We start from the raw sequence: 18,564 nt of genomic DNA, 5'->3' as shown, positions 1-18,564 counted from the left end.
GATTCGTCTTTGCCGCCGAGCCCGGGAGGGCCGGAGGTGAGCCGGGTGATGGGTTGAACGGGTCTCTGGTTCTGCAGAACGTGGAGTCGTTGACCGAGGAGCAAACCGGGACAGTGTTGGCCCGCCTCAATCATTTGTCGCGGTGGGTGCAGGCGCAGCAGGCTCGGGTCCTGTCCCGGTTGCAGACCGTTTACGAGGACGAGGCGCTGTCCGTTACCGGGTTGCGGGACGCGGAGATGGCGTTTAGCCTCGCTGCGGAGGAAGCCGCGACCATTCTGGGGGTGCCTACCGGTAGCGGAAAGGCGTTGATGAGTCAGGCCGGTGATCTCTGCACCAGGAACACGGCCACGCTGAAGGCGTTGGAGTCCGGGCAGATCAGTTACGGTCACGTGGAGACTCTGGTGGAGCAGTGTGTGGGCGTGGTGCCGGCGGAGCTGCCCGGGTTCGAGGCCGAGCTGCTGGGTCTGGCTGCGGGCCAGACCAGAACCCAGTTTCGGGTGAAGGCGCAGCGGCTGCGGGAGAAGTACTATCCGGAAACCATCGTGCAGCGGCAGGTGACGGCGTTTGAGCAGCGGACGGTGTGGGTGCGGCCGGAGCCGGACGGGATGTCTTGGCTCTCGGCGTTGCTGCCTGCCGAGAAAGCCCAAGCCATTTTTACTCAGCTCAGTGTTGCGGCCCGGGGTGAGCAGGCCGCCGGGGACACGCGCACGGTGGATCAGTTGCGCACGGATATCCTCACGGACTTGCTCGGCGGCCACGAGCACAAGGGCCGTCGTAAGGGATCCGGCTCCGGCAGGGGTGCCAGCGGCGAAGGTAAGGGTTCGGGCACCGGCAAGCGTTCTGGCTCAGATGCCGGCTCCGGTAAGGGCTCCGGTTCTGATGCAGGTTCCGGCAAGGGGGCCGGGTCCTGCCGGTTCGGCCATGGTCCCAGGGCTCGGACGGAGATTCTGGTGCTGATCAACGCCGAAACCCTCTTCGGTGCCGATGACCGGCCGGCGGAACTGAACGGATACGGACCGATCAGTCCCGTAACGGCTCGGCGGATGGCTCGGGAAGCGGCGAAATGGACACCGGTGGAACGCGACCCCGAAACCGAGGAGATCCTGCGGGTCGGGAAACGGCGGAAGGTCCCCGACGGATTAAAGCGGGTCCTGCGGGTGCGGGACGGGACGTGCCGGTTCCCGGGGTGCCGGACCAATGCGGTGATTTCCGAGATTGACCACACCAAGCCGTGGGCTCGGGGCGGGCCGACGGATCATGACAATTTGGAGCATTTGTGCCGGCGGCATCACATGTTCAAAACCGAAGGGTTCTGGAAAGCCCGACAGCCTCGTCCCGGGGTGATTGAGTGGACCTCGCCGGGCGGCAGGTGTTACCGCACCGAACCGCAGCTGAGCCTGTCCCGGGAAACCTGTAGCGATAATGGCGGCCAACTGCGGCCGGAGATATCGGCGGGACCAGACATCAAGGCGAATGGTGGCCAGGCGAATCGCGGAGGCAACGCAACGGGCGTTGATCCATCACCGGCCCATGATGCCGGCGGACCAAGTGCTCCAGACGATCCGGATGACTACGGCGACGATCCGCCGCCTTTCTGAGGGAGTCAAAGAGTACGGCCGGGAGTCAAAGAGTACGGCCGGAAGTCAAAGAGTACGGCAACCCTTTCGACCAGCAGCGACCAGCGGATCAGCAGAATGCGGCTCTCGCCCCTGAGACGTTCGGCTGTGGCAGGGACGTCGGAGTCCCCGCGCCCATCTGCCGTGCGTGGCACGTGTCAGAGCGGGGGAGCCTCGGACCTAGGATGGGCATTATGGAACCAACCCTCACCGCCCGGCAGGCGCGGCTCACCGCGCTGGGCGCACAGGGCCTGGTCAAGGGGCGGCCCGCCACCGTCACTTCAAGATCGGTTGGCCGGGTCTTGAAACAGCTGCACCTCCTGCAGATTGATTCAGTGAACGTGCTCTCCCGGAGCCACTACCTGCCGCTGTTTTCCAGGCTGGGTCCGTACGATACTGCCGTTCCCGACAGGTTGGCCTCCAAGGCTCCGCGTCAGATGGTGGAGTACTGGGCACATGAAGCCAGCTACGTCCGCCCGGAGCTTTTCCCCGATCTGCGGACAGTCCAACGCCGTGTGTGGATGACAGCGCACTCACTTCCCACCGAGGTGAAGAACCGGCTGAGCGAACAGATCCTGGGGCTCCTGGCCGGCGGACCGCCACTCACCGCGAGGGAAATAGCCGACAGGCTGGGGGGCGGTGAGGTGAGGACCAAAGACAACTGGGGATGGAACTGGAACGCCTCGAAGCGGGTGCTCGAAGACCTGTTTGCGTCAGGCCTGCTCAGCTCGGCCGGACGGACTCCGCAGTTTGAGCGTCTTTACGCTCCCACGGCTGCCGTGCACCCTGCGGGCCCTGCCGCTTTGGAGTCGTCCGATCCGCAGGAGGCAGTACTGCGTCTGACGGAACTGGCCGCACGCGCACACGGGGTGGCCACCGTCCGCTGCCTGGCAGATTACTTTCGGCTGCCCCAGCGGGAGACCGCGTCGGCGGCGGCCGTACTGGTCCGCATGGGGAAACTGCGCCGGGTGCGGGTCGCTGGCTGGCGTTCGCCTGCCTACCTGCACGCGGAAACGGTTATCCCGCGCCGCTCCTCGGCCCGTGCCCTCCTTAGCCCCTTCGACTCCATGGTGTTCGAACGGAAACGGCTGGAAGCGCTTTTCGGTTTCCGGTACCGCCTCGAAATTTACACTCCGCCCGCGGCGCGCCGGTACGGCTACTACGTTCTGCCGTTCCTGCTGGGGGAGGAATTTGCGGCACGGGTGGATCTCAAAGCTGACCGGTCAAACAAGGCCCTATTGGTCCAGGCCGCCCACCGCGAGGACGGCGCTCCGGCCCGCACCGCCGTTGAGCTTGCCGCGGAACTACGTATGATGGCAGATTGGCTGGGGCTCGACGACGTTATTGTAAAACCATCAGGTGATTTGGCGGAGGCATTAAAACTGGCAGTATGCCGGGAATAGATCCGCTGCGGGAACCCCTGCACACCACCAAACGTCTCTCACGTAGACTGGGGACGCCAGAATTAGGCAACACTAGATTGGGAGCAAATCAGTGGCATCACTACTCGAACGGGTTCTTCGTACAGGCGATAAGAAGACGCTGAAGACGCTGCGCAACTACGCCGATGCGATCAACGTGCTCGAGGACGAGTACAGGGGCATGAGCGACGCCGAACTTCGGGGCGAGACCGACCGCTTCAAGGAACGCTACGCCGACGGCGAGAGCCTGGACGATCTGCTCCCGGAGGCCTTCGCCGCAGTCCGTGAAGCTGCCGGCCGCACGCTGGGCATGCGCCACTTCGACGTCCAGATGATGGGCGGCGCGGCCCTGCACCTGGGCAACATCGCCGAGATGAAGACCGGTGAGGGCAAGACCCTCGTCGCCACCGCTCCCGCATACCTCAACGCGCTGACCGGGCGAGGCGTGCACATCGTGACGGTCAACGACTACCTGGCCGAGTACCAGTCGGACCTGATGGGCCGCGTCTTCCGCTTCCTGGGCATGACCAGTGGCTGCATCCTGTCGAACCAGGACCCCGCAGTCCGCCGAGAGCAGTACAACGCGGACATCACCTACGGAACCAACAACGAGTTCGGCTTCGACTACCTGCGCGACAACATGGCCTGGAGCGCCGCCGAACTGGTCCAGCGCGGCCACCACTTCGCCATCGTTGATGAAGTGGACTCCATCCTCATCGACGAGGCCCGGACCCCGCTCATTATCTCCGGAGCCGCAAGCGGCGACGTCAACCGCTGGTACACCGAGTTCTCGAAGGTAGTGCAGCGCCTGGTCCTGGACACCGACTACGAGGTGGACGAAAAGAAGCGCACCGTGGGCGTGCTGGAGTCCGGCATTGAGAAGGTCGAGGACTACCTGGGCATTTCCAACCTGTACGAGTCGGCGAATACGCCCCTCATCGGTTTCCTGAACAACGCCATCAAGGCAAAGGAACTGTTTAAGCGGGACAAGGACTATGTGGTCCTCAACGGCGAAGTCATGATCGTTGACGAACACACCGGACGCATCCTCGCCGGACGCCGCTACAACGAGGGCATGCACCAGGCCATTGAGGCCAAAGAGGGCGTGACCATTAAGGCCGAGAACCAGACGCTGGCCACGGTGACGCTGCAGAACTACTTCCGGCTCTACGAAAAGCTCGCCGGCATGACCGGAACGGCTGAGACTGAAGCGGCCGAGTTCATGAGCACGTACAAGCTCGGAGTGGTGCCCATTCCCACCAACCGGCCGATGGCCCGGATCGACCAGCCGGACCTGATCTACAAGAACGAAATCGCCAAGTTCGACGCCGTCGTCCAGGACATTGCCGAGCGCCACGCCGCCGGCCAGCCGATCCTGGTGGGCACCACCAGCGTGGAAAAGAGCGAGTACCTCTCCAAGCAGCTGGCCAAGGCCGGCATCCGGCACGAGGTCCTTAACGCCAAGAACCACGCCCGTGAAGCTGCCATCGTGGCCCAGGCCGGACGCAAGGGCGCCGTCACCGTCGCCACCAACATGGCCGGCCGAGGCACTGACATCATGCTCGGCGGCAACGCCGAGTTCAATGCCATCTCCGAACTGGAACGACGGGGACTGGATCCGAGCGAGAACCCGGATGAGTACGAAGCCGCCTGGCCGGACGCCCTCGAAAAGGCACGCAAGGCCGTGGCCGCTGAACAGCAGGAAGTCATTGACCTTGGCGGCCTCTACGTGCTGGGCACCGAACGGCACGAGTCCCGCCGCATCGACAACCAGCTCCGCGGCCGTTCCGGCCGACAGGGAGACCCGGGGGAGTCACGCTTCTACCTGTCGCTGACCGACGACCTCATGCGGCTGTTCAACTCAGGCGCCGCCGAGCGGATCATGAACAGCTCGTCCATGCCCGACGACGTCGCACTGGAATCCAAGCTCGTCTCGAAAGCCATCCAGAATGCCCAGGGGCAGGTCGAGGGCCGGAACGCCGAGCAGCGCAAGAACGTCCTGAAGTACGACGACGTCCTGAACCGCCAGCGCGAAGCCATCTACGGCGACCGCCGCCGGATCCTGGAAGGCGATGATCTGCAGGAGAAAATCGGCTTCTTCCTGGAGGACGTTGTCACGTCAATCGTCAACGAAGCCACTGCCGAGGGGCATGGGGACGACTGGGACTACGAGCAGCTGTGGACCAACCTCAAGACCCTGTACCCGGTGGGCCTGACCATTGACGAAGTGGTCGACGAAGCCGGAGGACGCGCCAAGGTCACCCGGGAATTCCTGCAGGAGGAAATCCTCTCCGACGCGAAGCTGGCCTATCAGGCACGGGAGGCCGCGCTGGGCGCTCCCGCTATGCGCGAACTGGAGCGCCGCGTAGTGCTCTCCGTGATCGGGCGCAAATGGCAGGAACACCTCTACGAGATGGACTATCTCAAGGAGGGTATTGGCCTGCGCGCCATGGCGCAGCGCGATCCCCTGGTGGAGTACCAGCGCGAAGGTTTCGTCATGTTCCAGACCATGACCGAAGCCATCCGCGAGGAGTCCATTGGCTACCTGTTCAACGCAGAAGTGAAGGTGAACCCGCCGGCCGCTGACGTTCCTCCGGCTCTTGCCGGCCTGAAGGACGGCCGCAGCGTGGTCGGCCAGCCGACCATCACGGCTGCTAGTCTTGAAGCACCGCAGCGTCCCGCGAGCCTGCAGTTCTCTGCACCCAACACCGAAGGCGGCGTGGAGACCCGGGTGGAGCGGGCTGCATCCGCCAAACCGGCGAAAGCCGGCGGCAAGACAGGCGCAGCCAGGACCGCGGGTTCTGCACCGGCTGCGGATGCCCAGGGTCGAAAGACGCCGAATGCGGCTCCGAAGAAGTCCAAGCGCCGCAAGTAACCGTGCTCCGCAGTAACGGGATCTAACCGATCTCCAGGGCCGTGACCTTCCAGAGTCCGCGCCGCAGCTCTATACGAAGAGCCGCGGCGCGGACTCTGCTTTGTTCGGCCGCTACGACCGATGCTTCGTAGATGCCTTCCGAGACGGGGCAGATTCGGCAGCAGCGGATCACGACCTGCCGGTGCAGGCGCACCGGCACCGCCGGCGTTCCCGGTCCGGCTGCCCCGGTTCCAGCCCTGGACCCGGTCCCTCCTGCGGCACCCAGTTCCCTGCTGCGGACCAGATTGGCGCGCAGCTGCAGACGCTCGAAGCTCGGGGGATCGAGCCACCGGGCCATCTGCTGAAGCGGCCGGGTTCCGCCGAGTACTTCCAGCGCCGCTTGGGTGACGGACCGGGCTATGGCGTTCACCCGCGCGTCGTCCTCAGGGGCGCTGTGCCAGTGAGCCTGGTCCTGCGTCGCCGGGCTGGATTCGGCGGGTTCAGCCGCCTGCGGGGCGGGCTGCCGGGGGCGCAGCTTGACCGGTGGAGCTCCGGCCGGCGAATAGCCTGTAACCGGAATGCGGTGCACGGTGAGCGGACGCGGAGCCCCCGACGCGGTGGCCAGCTCGTCCGCTGCCTCTTGGACTGGAAATGTAATGACGGTGGTCATGGTGCTGTCCTTTCCTGGAAGTCCGCTGTGGAATGAGCGGCGGTACCGGAGGTATGACGAAGGCACGGTCGGTGAAACGCCGGGGTGACAAGGCGCACTGCAGCAGCAGTGCCGGTGCCCGGATGCTGCGCGAGGTTGGAGACTTCGTTATTGGCGGGGCACTTCGGGCACCTCGGGCACCGCGAAGATCTGGCCGGGCAGAATCAGGTCCGGGTCAGCGCCAATAACGTCCCGGTTCCGTTCGTACCAGCGCGGCCAGTGGGCAGCGATTTCAACGTCCGTGGCTAGAGGGCCAAGCTGTTCGGCGGCGAGGCTCCACAAGGAGTCTCCCGAGCGGACCACGGCCCGCCCGGATGCATCGGTGCGTCCGGGACGGATAAAAACGTTTGGCGTCACTTCCTGCGTCCGAGGCTTCCACTGCGGATTCGCCGGACTGTCAGTGGGTGACGGCTCCGCTGAGTTGCCGGCAACCGTTCCGGTGCCTGCCGGACCCAAGCCGCGTTCCGGCGGCACCAGTGTGGGGTCCCACTGGGGATGCACCGCGGCATCCAGCGGGTTTTGCAGCAGGGAGACGCTCTGCCCCGGATTCGCAGGCAACGGATCGGCTGCCTGGGCGGCACCGGCACCGGCCACGAGGTTCAGGCCGATGGCAGCGGCAGCGAGTCGCTTCATAAAGGCGGGAGCCAAGGCGCCGGCAGCTGCAGCGGCTGCCGCATGTCCGGCTTTCTGCAGCAGGGCGGATAGGACGGCCAGGACCAGCCCCAGACTCCACCAAAGGGCGATGAGAAGACCCGCCGCAGCGGCAGCGAAGCCCGCCAGCCCCTGCAGGGATGACACCGATCCCTGGAGGAGGCTTACCGAATCCGGCAGCGTCGCCAGCCCGGCCCACAGCAGGACGGCGGAGGCGGCGATTCCGGCACCCAGAACGAGGAGGTCCCGCAGCAGGTGTTTCATTCGGGTCCTCCTTCGTCTCGGGCGCCAGCCTTGTCCACGCGGCGTCTCCTTCATCCTGGGTATCTATCCACCTCGGCGGCCCGGTCGCCGCTACCGATCGGTGGATTTCGCTGCCGGGAAGATGCAGTTTGATGCAGTTTGTTGCCGTTTGATAATGGATAACGCTGTTTGATGGCTTCTAGATCGTTTGGTGGGACTTGTCTACAGTGCGGTTGCCCCGGTGTCTAGGGTGATTTTGAGATTGTTTGCCTGGGCCCGCGGTAGTAGGTGCGGAGAGCAGCGGCTAGCCTGTGCACATGCGATGGGACGCCCTTTTTGCCGACATGGAGGCCCAAATGGCCTCTGCTCACCAGCTGGTGCAGGACGCTGAGGTTTCCGAGCGGCTTCGGACCGATTTTGCCGGCATGGACCTGGCGGGCCGGCTGCACAGCCAGACCGGACGGTACCTGAAGGTGGACGTCGGTCCATGCGGGGCCTTCGAAGGGGAACTCAGCCATGTGGGCCGCGGGTGGATCGGCTTGGACGGCGAACGGCGCTCGTCGGTCATAGCGCTTGACCACGTGGTGCTGATCGGCGGAATGGACCGCTTTTCCACAGTGGAGGCACCAGCGGCACGGCTGGGGCTGGCGTCCGCGCTGCGGGGCCTGTCCCGTGACCGCGCGGCCGTGCAGGTGTACTTGGCAGGGCAGCCGCCCGCCTCTGCCCTGGATGGCAGCGTGGACCGGGTCGGAAAGGATTTTTTCGAATTGTCGCTGACTCCCCGCGGCGAACCTCGGCGGCAAGGCAACGTCCGCGGAGTCTTCACCGTCCCCCTGCGAGCGGTGGCGGCGGTCTGCTCGGCCGTCTAACGATTGGGCGCGGGCCGGCACGGGCAGCGCCCAGGCGGGAAACCAGCGGGGCTACTGCTCGGAGGCGGCCCTTTCGGATGCGTCGTCGCGCTGTACGGCAGCAGAGCGGCGATAGGCGTCGGCGATGAATTCCTCCAAGACACGGGATTCCACCCGCCACTGCCCCCGCCCGCCAATCTGGATGGCTGGGAGTTCCCCCGACCTCACCAGGGCGTATGTCTGTGACGAGGATATGTTCAACACCTCGCCGACATCGGCCAGTGTCAGGAACCGCTTCTCACCCACGTATCCACCTCAACATCCATCCACCCTATCCATCCGCCGGATCCATCCGACGCACTGTCGCATTCAGTCTCCCACTCCGGCAGCCGGACCGGCGAAGTTATCCACACTTTGAAGTTTCCGAAAAATCACCGTTTCCTTCCGCCGAATTGTGGTCAACAATGGCAGCGATTGCCCGTCCGGTGCCATGCAGCCCCGGACTCCGGTGTTACCAGGGGGAAAAATGAGTCTCACTACAACCGTGCAGCCGTCCGCACCGCGCCTGAAAAAACCGTCGTGGAAAGATCCGCGCCTGCTGCTCGGCATAATGCTGGTGCTGGCCTCCACCGCGGGCGTCGTTGCACTCGTGGGCTCGGCGGACCAAACCACTGAGGTGTTCGTCGTTGACGAGAACATTCCGGTGGGTTCGTCGGTCAGCGCCCAGGATCTCGCCGTGGTTCCCGTCCGGCTGGGTGACGTCGCCGGTTCCTACCTGCCGGCGGCCGAGGGAATACCTGAAAACGCCGTGGCGTCGGGGCTGCTGCGGAAAGGCGAGCTGGTGGCCCGCACCGACCTCGGCACCGCGGATGACCTGGACCGGAAGCCCGTGGGACTGCGTGTCGACGACATTCTTCCCAGCGGAACCGAAGCGGGGTCGCGGGTTGACGTTTGGGTGGCGCTGCCGAATGAGCGCAACGGCTTCAAGGAACCACGGCAGATCCTTACCGCTGCCGAAATCTCAGAACTTACGGTCGACGAGTCGGTGCTGGGTGCCAGCCGGTCCACGCAGCTCCTGGTCCTGGTGGAGGACGACGACTTGGCCGGACTCCTTAGCGCCCAGTCGAACGGCGCCAAAATAGCCGTGGTCCTGAATCCAGGTGCAGGATCATGAATATTCCGGTCGTGACGGTGGGCAACGGTGTCACCAACCTGGTCGGAGACCTGGAGCGACTTCACGGGCCGGTCACTGTGGTCCGCCGCTGCGCCGAGCTGTCAGAACTGATCGCAGCTTGCCAGAGCGGCATCGCCCGGGCGGCGATCGTGGCCGACGACGCCGGCGAGGTCACCGCCGCCCTTGCCGAGCGTCTTGCCGCCACCGGCGTGGCCCTGCTCGTGCTGGCGGATGAGGAAGGCTCCCAACAGCGCCTCGATGCGCTGAGCATCGCCCACGCTCCCCGCGGATCCGCCGCCGAACTGCTCTCGGACCTGGTGTCAGACGCAGTGGGCCGGATGGACGGCCGCAGTGCCTCCACGCTGCTGGCCGATCCCTCGGCAGCACTGCGCACCTGGTCGCTCGATGCCGCCGGAGCCCCAGACCGCGGTGCGGGGCGGGGCGACGCCGCCGCCGGCAGGACCAACGCCAGGACCGACGGCGGAGAGGACGGCGACCGGGGACAGGAGTCCGGGGATGACATCCGGGCTGCGGGAACCGTTGTCGCAGTCTGGGGGCCGACGGGCGCGCCGGGACGAACGACGGTGGCCGTGAACTTTGCAGCGGAAGCCGCAGCGGACGGAAAGACAGTGCTGCTGGTGGACGCCGACACCTATGGATCCTCCGTCGCCGCGAGCCTGGGGCTGCTGGACGAATCCGCAGGCGTGGCCCAGGCCTGCCGGCTGGCCGACCAGGGCCTCCTCGACCCGCAGTCACTGCTCCGCAGCACGCTTAGCGTGTCGCTGAAAGGGCAGCGGCTCTTGGTGCTCACCGGGATCACGCGCTCGGACCGCTGGATCGAGCTGCGACCCACCGCCTTGGGCCTGGTCCTGGAGCAGGCACGCAAGGTGGCCGACCTGATCGTCATCGATTGCGGATTCAGCTTGGAAGCCGACGAGGAGTTGAGCTTCGACACCCTGGCGCCTCGCCGGAACGGCGCCACGCTGCGGGCCCTGGAACTGGCCGATACCGTGTATGCCGTCGGGGCGGCAGACTCGGTGGGCGTTCCACGACTGGTCCGGGCGCTCGCCGAATTGGAAGCGGCAGTACCGGGCTCGGCACCCAAGGTGGTGCTGAACAAGGTCCGTTCCGCCGCCGTCGGGCGCTCCCCGGAGCGGCAGCTGAGTGACGCCTGGGAGAGGTTCGGACCCGGAATACCGGTTACCGCGTTCCTGCCCGCTGACTTCTCCACCGTGGACGCCGCCCTGCTTGCGGGTTCCGCACTGCTGGAAACGGCGCCGTCCTCGCCCCTTCGGCACGCAATCGCTGCGCTCGCCAACGTCAGGGTGTCCTCCCGGCGCCGTTCCAAGCGGGTGATGTCCGCTGCAAAGTGACCTTTTCATTCTTGCGGGATAGGCTCGAGTGAGGCCAACCGCAAAGAAGCGGGAGGTAAGAAGGCTATAACGGAGGCGTATTACATGTCGTCTGGATCCCGTATTCCGGATCTATCAGGTACCGACGATTCCCTGGACGAATTCACAGGGAACTACTACGAGCATCTGGCAGGGGAAGACGCAGACGGATATCCGCGCTCAACCCTGCGCGAAAGGGCCGAACGTCACCGTGCGTTGGGGTCGCTGCGGCCCGAGGGCCAGGCCTCCGTATCCGTCTTCGATCAGGGCGATGCCAGCGTAGTCCTGATCGTCACCGACGACATGCCGTTCCTGGTGGATTCCGTGACAGCGGAAATTGTCCGGCAAAATGCCGCGATCCGGCTCGTTGTGCATCCCACCTTCCTGGTCAGCCGCGACCGGGAAAGCGGAGAACTGCAGGCCGTGCACCGCGTGCCGGCTGCCGCCGGGGTCTCCAGCGGCGACACCGCGGCACTGCCGAATCTGTCAGCCCTGCTGGGGCGGCAGGATGAAACCACCCGCATCGAGTCCTGGATTTCCGTTGAGATCGGACGCCTCCCCGACGAAACACGGCGGGATGAGCTCACCGAAGGGCTGCGCAAGGTCCTTGAGGATGTGCGGCTGGCAGTTACGGACTGGCCCGCCATGCGCGCCAAGGTCCACGAGGTTTCCCGTTCCCTCGGCGAGGCCGCGAACGCCGGCGACATCCCCGACCTGCAGCAGGCCCGCGAACTGCTGTCCTGGCTGGACAACGGCAACTTCACCTTTCTGGGCTACCGCGAATACGACCTCATTAACGAAAACGGCGAGGACGTCCTGCGCGTCAGCGAAGACAAGGGACTGGGACTGCTGAGCCGTGCCTCCGTGGCCGGCCGGGTCCAGCACCTGACCAGCGCAGGCAGGGCGAAGGCCCGCGAAAAGCGCGCACTGGTCATCACCAAGGCCAACTCCCGCTCCACCGTTCACCGAGCGGCGTACCTTGACTACATCGGCATCAAGAGCTTCGACGCGCAGGGCAACGTGAACGGTGAGCGCCGGTTCATCGGGCTCTTCTCCACCGGTGCCTACACCGGTTCGGTGCGCAACGTGCCGATCGTCCGGGACAAAATCCGCGACGTCATGCGCCGGGCGGGTTTCCCCGCCGATTCACACTCCGGCAAGGACCTGCTCTCCATCCTGGAAACCTATCCGCGGGATGAGCTGTTCCAGATTGACGTGGACGCCCTGCTGGAGACTGCCCGGAGCATTCTCCGCCTGCAGGAGCGCCGCCGCACCCGGCTGTTCCTCCGCCCCGACGTGTACGGCCGCTTCATGTCTGCACTGGTCTTCCTGCCGCGGGACCGGTACAACACATCGGTGCGGCTGCGCATCCAGGACGAGCTGCGGTCGAGCTTCAACGCCGAATCGATTGATTTCGAGGCGCGGCTGACCGAGTCGGCCCTGGCCCGGATCTTCTTCCGGATCCGGCTGCCCCGCGGCGCCGAAATCGAGGAGCTGGATGCCGGCGCGCTGGAGCAGCGCCTGGTCCAGGCCGCCCGCTCCTGGAGCGAAGGCATCGGCGAAGTCCTGCGCTCCAAGTTCAACCGGGAGCAGGCCGGAAAACTCTCGGCCCTGTGGGCTGAAGCTTTCCCCGCCGATTACCGCGTCAGCTACGAGGTCGAAGATGCCCTCGAGGACATCGCCCGCTTCGAAGCCCGCGTCTCGGCACCGGACTCTGCCCCCGAACTTTTCGTCTACGTGCCGGAAGCGTCCCGCCGCAGCGGCGGCGAAGACGCGCGGCTGAAGCTGTACCTGCTGCAGCCGCGCTCCCTGACCCAGATCCTGCCCATCCTGCACAACCTCGGCCTGGAAGTTCTTGACGAGCGTCCCTTTGAAATCAGCAGGGAAGACGGCACCTCGTTCTACCTGTACGACCTGGGGCTGAAATACCCGGCCGGCATGGACCCGGTGAAGACGGGCTCACTGTTGGCCGAGGCGTTCCGCGCCGGCACCTCCGGCGCCAGCGAATCCGACTACTTCGACCGGCTCATCCTGGAGCTGGGACTTTCCTGGCGCCAGGTGGTCATCCTGCGCAGCTACGCCAAGTACATGCGCCAGCTGGGCAACACCAACTCCTACGGATTTGTTGCCGGCACGCTCCGGCGCAACCCGGACGTGGCGCGCGCCCTGGTGGGCCTGTTTGAGTCCCGTTTCAACCCCGACCTGTCGGAGGAGGAGCGCAACGCCGCGGAAGAGAAAGCCCGGGAGGCCCTCGAAACCGGTTTGGAGCAGGTACCCACGCTCGACGCCGACCGGGTCCTGCGGACCGTCGCCAACCTGATCAACGCCACCCTGCGCACCAACTTCTACCAGGAAAAGCCGTACGTCAGCTTCAAACTGAACACCGCGGCCATCGAGGGCGCGCCGTTCCCGCGGCCCAAGTACGAAATCTGGGTTTACTCCCCGCGGGTGGAAGGCGTGCACCTGCGCTTCGGCGAGGTGGCACGCGGCGGTCTGCGCTGGTCCGACCGCCGCGAGGACTTCCGCACCGAAATCCTCGGCCTGGTCAAGGCACAGACGGTGAAGAACGCCGTCATCGTGCCCACCGGGGCCAAGGGCGGCTTCTACGCCAAGCAGCTGCCCGATCCCGCCGCGGACCGTGCCGCCTGGATGGAAGAGGGCAAGGCAAGCTACCGCACCTTCATCCGCGCCCTGCTGGACATCACCGACAACCTGGTGCTGTCCGACGACGGCGAGGAGCAGCTGGTGCCGCCGCAGCGCGTCGTGCGCCACGACGGCGATGACAGCTACCTGGTGGTTGCTGCGGACAAGGGAACGGCCTCCTTCTCCGACATTGCCAACGAGCTGTCGGCTGAATACAACTTCTGGCTTGGTGACGCCTTCGCCTCCGGCGGCTCCGTGGGCTATGACCACAAGGCCATGGGCATCACCGCCCGCGGCGCTTGGGAATCGGTCAAGCGCCACTTCAGCGAGCTGGGCGTGGACACGCAGTCCGAGTCCTTCACGGCCGTCGGCGTGGGCGACATGAGCGGAGACGTGTTCGGCAACGGCATGCTCCTTTCCGAGCACACCAAGCTGGTGGCGGCCTTCGACCACCGGCACATCTTCCTGGACCCGAACCCGGATCCGGCCCTCTCCCATGCGGAGCGGCGCCGGCTGTTCGAACTGCCCCGGTCCTCCTGGGCCGACTACGACGCCTCGCTGATCAGCACCGGCGGCGGAGTCTATCCGCGCCAGGCGAAGAGCATTCCGCTGAGCCCGGAGGTCCGCGAGGTCCTGGGCCTGGACAAATCGGTAACCAAGATGAGCCCGCCGGATCTGCTGCGGGCCATCCTCAAGGCACCGGCCGATTTGCTCTACAACGGCGGCATCGGCACCTACGTGAAGGCCTCCACGGAGACCAACACCGAGGTGGGGGACAAGGCCAATGACGCGATCCGCGTGGACGGCTGCGACCTGCGGGTCAAGGTGATCGGCGAGGGCGGAAACCTGGGCATGACCCAGCGCGGACGCATCGAGGCTGCCCGGGCCGGCGTCATCCTCAACACCGACGCCATCGACAACTCGGCCGGCGTTGACTGCTCCGACCACGAGGTCAACATCAAGATCTTCGTGGACCGGATGGTTGCTGCCGGACGCCTCGATCCGGCTGAGCGCGCCGAATTCCTGCACTCCATGACCGATGAGGTTGGCCGCCTGGTCCTGCAGGACAACAAGGACCAGAACATGCTCCTGCTCAACGACCGCCGGCACGTGATCGAGTGGAGCCCCAGCTTTGAGCGGCTGATGGACTGGCTTGAAAAGCACGCCGACCTGAACCGCGAGCTCGAGGCGCTGCCGACCAACGCCGAGCTCCGCTCCCGGGTGGCAGCGGGCGAGGGCCTCACCTCGCCGGAACTGTCGGTGCTGGCCGCCTACGCCAAGATCGAACTGACCAAGGCGCTGACCAACTCCGACCTGGCCGATGATCCCTACTTCAGCGGCACCCTGCGCCGGTACTTCCCGAAGCAGATGGTGGAGCGGTTCGCCGACCAGCTCGACACCCATCCGCTGCGCCGGGAAATCATCTCCACGATGGTGGCGAACGACATCATCAACATCGGTGGAATTACCTTCGCGTTCCGCGTGATCGAGGAAACGTCCGCCACCGAGTCCATGGTGGCGCGTGCGTTCACCGCCCTGCGCGAGATCTACGAGATCGACGGCGCGGTGCAGGCCCTGAACGACCTGCCGGCAAGCTTCCCCACGGAACACTGGACGACCATCCACCTCGACATGCGCCGCCTGCTGGACCGCGCCGTGCGCTGGTTCGTCAACCATGTGGGGCGCGGCAGCTCCATCGAGGAGGACATCGAAGCGTTCAAGCCGATCATCGGTCCGCTGCGGGAGAACCTGCTGGATTATCTGCAGGGAGCGGACCAGGAACGGTACCGCACCGAGCTGGAACGCTCGCGCGAGTGGCAGGTTCCCGAAGAGCTCTGCGTCTACTGGGCCGAGCTGTTCGAGAGCTTCGGCCTGCTGGACGTCGCCCTCCTGGCCTCGAAGCGGGTGGACGAACCGGCGGCAGACGTTGCCGGTGTGTACTTTGCCCTCTACGAGCGGTTCGGCATTGACGACCTGCTGGAACGGATCACGAAGCTGCCGCGCGGCGACCGCTGGCAGGCCCTCGCACGGGCAGCCTTGCGTGATGACCTCTACTCCACCGTGGCCGACATGACGGTGGCAGCGCTGAAGGCCACGGTCGGACAGGCGGGGGAGGACCCGCTGAAGCGGGTTGAACTGTGGGAAGACCAGAACGCCGACAATTTGGAACGCGCCCGGGTGATGTTCGAAGATGTCAACAAGCTCGAGCACGACGACATGGCTTCCCTCTCGGTTGCCCTGCGCCTGCTGCGCTCCATCGTTCGACGCTAGAAACAACAAGAAAAAGAGACAGTGGCCATATTTACCGATCCCATCAAGGACCATGCCGATTTCGGACCGGGGGATGCGGAGTGGCTGCACCTTTTGGTCGGCGACTGGCAGCTGGTCGCCGACCTGGCCTTCGCCGACCTGGCGCTTTGGTTTCCGCTGCCCGACGGCAGCTACGTGGCGCTGGCGCACGCCCGCCCCTCGACGTCGCACACTGTTTTCCACAGTGACTTCGTCGGGGAGCGGATCCGTGCGGACCTTCAGCCGCTGGTGGACAAGGCCTGGACCAGCCAGGTCATCGAACGCTCCAGCGAAACCAACTGGACGACTGACACGGCCATGCGGGTGGAGGCCATTCCCTTCGTCCGCAACGGCCGCACCCTGGCCGTGGTGACCAGCCACATGGACCTCTCCTCCTCCCGCATGCCATCGCGCCTGGAGCTGACCTACCGCCAATGCGCCTACGACCTGCTGCGGATGGGAACCTTGGGCCTGTGGCCGGATTTCGCCACGCCCACCGGGTCGCGCCGGGGTGCGCCGCGCGTCGGCGACGGGCTCATCCGCATGGATGCCGACGGCGTCGTGCAGTATGCCTCTCCCAACGGGGTTTCCGCCTTCCGGCGACTGGGGGACATGGAAAGCCTCGAAGGACGTTCCCTCGCGGAAATTACGACGGCGCTGCTCAAGGACCGGCGGATGGTGGATGAAACGCTGCCGCTGGTCGTGACCGGGCGGATGCCGTGGCGCACCGAGATCGAGTCGCGCGGGGTCAGCCTGTCCCTGCGGGCCATACCGCTGCGGGACGAGAAGGAACGCTTCGGCGCCCTGGTGCTGTGCCGGGATGTTTCCGAGCTTCGGCGCCGGGAAATGGAGCTGGTGTCCAAGGACGCCACGATCCGCGAAATCCACCACCGGGTGAAGAACAACCTGCAGACCGTCGCTGCGCTGCTGCGGATGCAGTCCCGCCGGATGGAGAGCGAGGAGGGCAAGCAGGGGCTGGACCAGGCCATGCGCCGCGTCGCCACGATTGCCCTGGTCCACGAAACGCTCTCCCAAGGCCTGACCCAGAATGTGAATTTCGACGACCTGATCGACCGGCAGTTCCGTCTGGCGGCCGAGGTTGCCTCGCCCACCCAGCAGGTGAGCACGGAGAAGGAGGGGTCCTTCGGAGAGCTTCCCAGTGACTTCGCCACGCCGCTGGCACTGGTGATCAATGAACTGGTGACTAACGCCGTCGAGCACGGACTTTCGGACCGCAAGGGCACGGTTTGGCTCAGTGCCGCCCGCCAAATGGGGCCCGACGCCGAGGAGATCCTCACGGTAACCGTGGCCGACGACGGCGTGGGGCTGCCGCCGGGGCCGCGCCGGGAAGGACTCGGACTCCAGATCGTGCGCACTTTGGTGCAGAGCGAACTGGACGGCACCATCGACTGGTCTTCGCGGCCGGGCGGCGGCACCGAGGTGCGCATCGAGATGGGTCTCGACGCCGAATCGCGCAAGAGCTGACCGGGGCTAACACTGCGCCTATTAAACGCAGCGCCGGTTGAACACTGCGCCTGTTAAACACCGTGCCGGTTAAACACCGTGCCGGTTGAACGCTGCGCCTGTTAAATACCGTGTCGGTTAAACACCAAGGGCCGCTGCCCTGGGCAGCGGCCCTTCGAAGTCTCTCGGACCTGGGTCCGCAGTTAGTGCGTCAGTTAGGACGCGCGTCGTGCACGAGCGGCACGGCGCTTGAGGGCGCGGCGTTCGTCTTCACTCATACCGCCCCAGACGCCAGCGTCCTGGCCGGTTTCGATAGCCCACTGGAGGCAGGTATCCATGACCGGGCATCGGCGGCACACACTTTTGGCTTCTTCGATCTGAAGAAGAGCCGGGCCGGTGTTGCCCACAGGAAAGAACAGCTCCGGATCCTTATCCAGACACGCTGCGCGGCTCCGCCAATCCATGCTAATCACAATCTCCTCTAGATAGTTGACTCCCACGTGTTTGTGAAAACATTCACGAGCAACTGCAAACGAAAGGGGCCAGTTCAGGCCCCTGATTTCCCCAACTACTAGGATTCCACGATACGGAAACTCAGACAAGGGTTAGTTCGCTCTTACTTTCCGCCAAACCATGAGGGATGCGTCACAGCGTTCCGGGTGGGGGGCCGGAGACGTGGGCGTCCTCCGACTATCTCCGGTAGTGTGCCAGTGTGTCAAGACCCAATGAGCCGCACCCGGGCGCCGGTCATCCGGTGTCCCGTCCGCCGGCAGTTCTCATCATCTCCGCCGTCCTGGTCCTGGAAGCCCTCGTGCTGCTGGGCATCGCCGGCTGGTTCGTTTACAACCTCTTCACTGCCACCCCTGCTTCCATGGGCGGGGCAGTCTTCACCACGGTCCTGATCGCGGCAGCCGGTATCTGGCTGCTGGCCCTCGGGCACTTCTTCTTCCGCGGATACCGCTGGACCCGTGCCGGTGCGCTGGTCTTCCAGCTCTTCGCCGTCGTGATCGCCGTGCCCACCCTCCAGGGCGGGGTCATCCTCACCGGGCTGCTGCTGTTGCTGCCGGCAGCAACAGTGTTGCTGCTGCTGTTTACGCGACCCGTGCTCGAACACACCAGCAAAGTGTCCGGAGACCCCAAGGCGTTCTAGCCGGAACATCCCCGTGCGGAACATCCCGGTGCGGTGCAGACGCGGTTCCGCTGTCGGATCAGCCACACGCTTCTGCTTCGCAAACCCCTTCCAGCGGCTCCTTCCGTGAGC

13 protein-coding genes are annotated in these 18,564 nt (G+C 65.3%); 9 read left to right on the top strand and 4 right to left on the bottom strand.

Going from position 1 to position 18,564, the window contains the following annotated elements; genetic code table 11:
• Positions 1-89 precede the first annotated feature (89 nt).
• The 3 genes from QNO00_RS04580 (at position 90) to secA (ending at position 5,912) form a co-directional block, all read left to right on the top strand.
• Positions 90-1,598 (top strand): HNH endonuclease signature motif containing protein, encoded by a 1,509-nt coding sequence (locus QNO00_RS04580; RefSeq protein WP_284023772.1) that lies wholly within the window; start codon positions 90-92, stop codon positions 1,596-1,598.
• A gap of 212 nt (positions 1,599-1,810) precedes the next feature.
• Positions 1,811-3,019 (top strand): winged helix-turn-helix domain-containing protein, encoded by a 1,209-nt coding sequence (locus tag QNO00_RS04575; protein ID WP_284023771.1) that lies wholly within the window; start codon positions 1,811-1,813, stop codon positions 3,017-3,019.
• 91 nt (positions 3,020-3,110) lie between these two features.
• A complete protein-coding gene (secA, locus tag QNO00_RS04570) occupies positions 3,111-5,912 on the top strand; it encodes a preprotein translocase subunit SecA (RefSeq protein WP_284023770.1) in 2,802 nt (933 codons plus the stop codon).
• A gap of 22 nt (positions 5,913-5,934) precedes the next feature.
• Here the strand turns inward: secA and QNO00_RS04565 are convergent, their stop codons facing one another.
• Together QNO00_RS04565 and QNO00_RS04560 are read right to left on the bottom strand one after the other, a co-directional pair.
• Positions 5,935-6,561: an Rv3235 family protein gene (locus tag QNO00_RS04565; RefSeq protein WP_284023769.1), complete on the bottom strand. Its 627-nt coding sequence runs from the start codon at positions 6,559-6,561 to the stop codon at positions 5,935-5,937.
• A gap of 147 nt (positions 6,562-6,708) precedes the next feature.
• The gene (locus tag QNO00_RS04560; protein WP_284023768.1) at positions 6,709-7,515 is read right to left on the bottom strand and encodes a LysM peptidoglycan-binding domain-containing protein; all 807 of its coding nucleotides are present in this window, start codon (positions 7,513-7,515) and stop codon (positions 6,709-6,711) included.
• Positions 7,516-7,811: 296 nt separating this feature from the next.
• Here QNO00_RS04560 and QNO00_RS04555 point away from each other — a divergent pair, with 296 nt between their 5' ends.
• A complete protein-coding gene (locus tag QNO00_RS04555) occupies positions 7,812-8,363 on the top strand; it encodes a hypothetical protein (RefSeq protein WP_284023767.1) in 552 nt (183 codons plus the stop codon).
• Between the two features lie 51 nt (positions 8,364-8,414).
• On the opposite strand, the gene QNO00_RS04550 is transcribed toward QNO00_RS04555, so the two are convergent.
• Complete coding sequence (locus tag QNO00_RS04550; protein ID WP_229965105.1) at positions 8,415-8,648, bottom strand: helix-turn-helix domain-containing protein; 234 nt, start codon at positions 8,646-8,648, stop codon at positions 8,415-8,417.
• A 220-nt stretch (positions 8,649-8,868) separates the two neighbouring features.
• Here QNO00_RS04550 and QNO00_RS04545 point away from each other — a divergent pair, with 220 nt between their 5' ends.
• The 4 genes from QNO00_RS04545 (at position 8,869) to QNO00_RS04530 (ending at position 17,324) form a co-directional block, all read left to right on the top strand.
• Entirely contained in the window at positions 8,869-9,516 is a 648-nt protein-coding gene (locus QNO00_RS04545; protein ID WP_284023766.1) for a CpaB family protein, read from the top strand.
• The gene (locus QNO00_RS04540) at positions 9,513-10,889 is read left to right on the top strand and encodes a CpaE/TadZ family protein (RefSeq protein ID WP_284023765.1); all 1,377 of its coding nucleotides are present in this window, start codon (positions 9,513-9,515) and stop codon (positions 10,887-10,889) included. Before QNO00_RS04545 ends, QNO00_RS04540 begins: the two co-directional genes overlap by 4 nt.
• A gap of 84 nt (positions 10,890-10,973) precedes the next feature.
• Complete coding sequence (locus QNO00_RS04535; RefSeq protein WP_284023764.1) at positions 10,974-15,821, top strand: NAD-glutamate dehydrogenase; 4,848 nt, start codon at positions 10,974-10,976, stop codon at positions 15,819-15,821.
• 21 nt (positions 15,822-15,842) lie between these two features.
• Positions 15,843-17,324: a sensor histidine kinase gene (locus tag QNO00_RS04530; protein WP_284023763.1), complete on the top strand. Its 1,482-nt coding sequence runs from the start codon at positions 15,843-15,845 to the stop codon at positions 17,322-17,324.
• Positions 17,325-17,518: 194 nt separating this feature from the next.
• On the opposite strand, the gene QNO00_RS04525 is transcribed toward QNO00_RS04530, so the two are convergent.
• Positions 17,519-17,767, bottom strand: a complete 249-nt coding sequence (locus QNO00_RS04525; protein ID WP_104052537.1) for a WhiB family transcriptional regulator — start codon at positions 17,765-17,767, stop codon at positions 17,519-17,521.
• Positions 17,768-18,015: 248 nt separating this feature from the next.
• Between QNO00_RS04525 and QNO00_RS04520 the strand changes: the two genes are divergently transcribed.
• Entirely contained in the window at positions 18,016-18,453 is a 438-nt protein-coding gene (locus tag QNO00_RS04520; protein ID WP_229965110.1) for a hypothetical protein, read from the top strand.
• The last annotated feature ends 111 nt before the right edge of the window (positions 18,454-18,564 follow it).

This window comes from Arthrobacter sp. zg-Y1219, assembly GCF_030125545.1.
Lineage (GTDB): Bacteria > Actinomycetota > Actinomycetes > Actinomycetales > Micrococcaceae > Arthrobacter_B.
The sequence above is the reverse complement of the archived record's forward strand: the minus strand, read 5'-3'. Positions and strand labels throughout refer to the sequence as shown.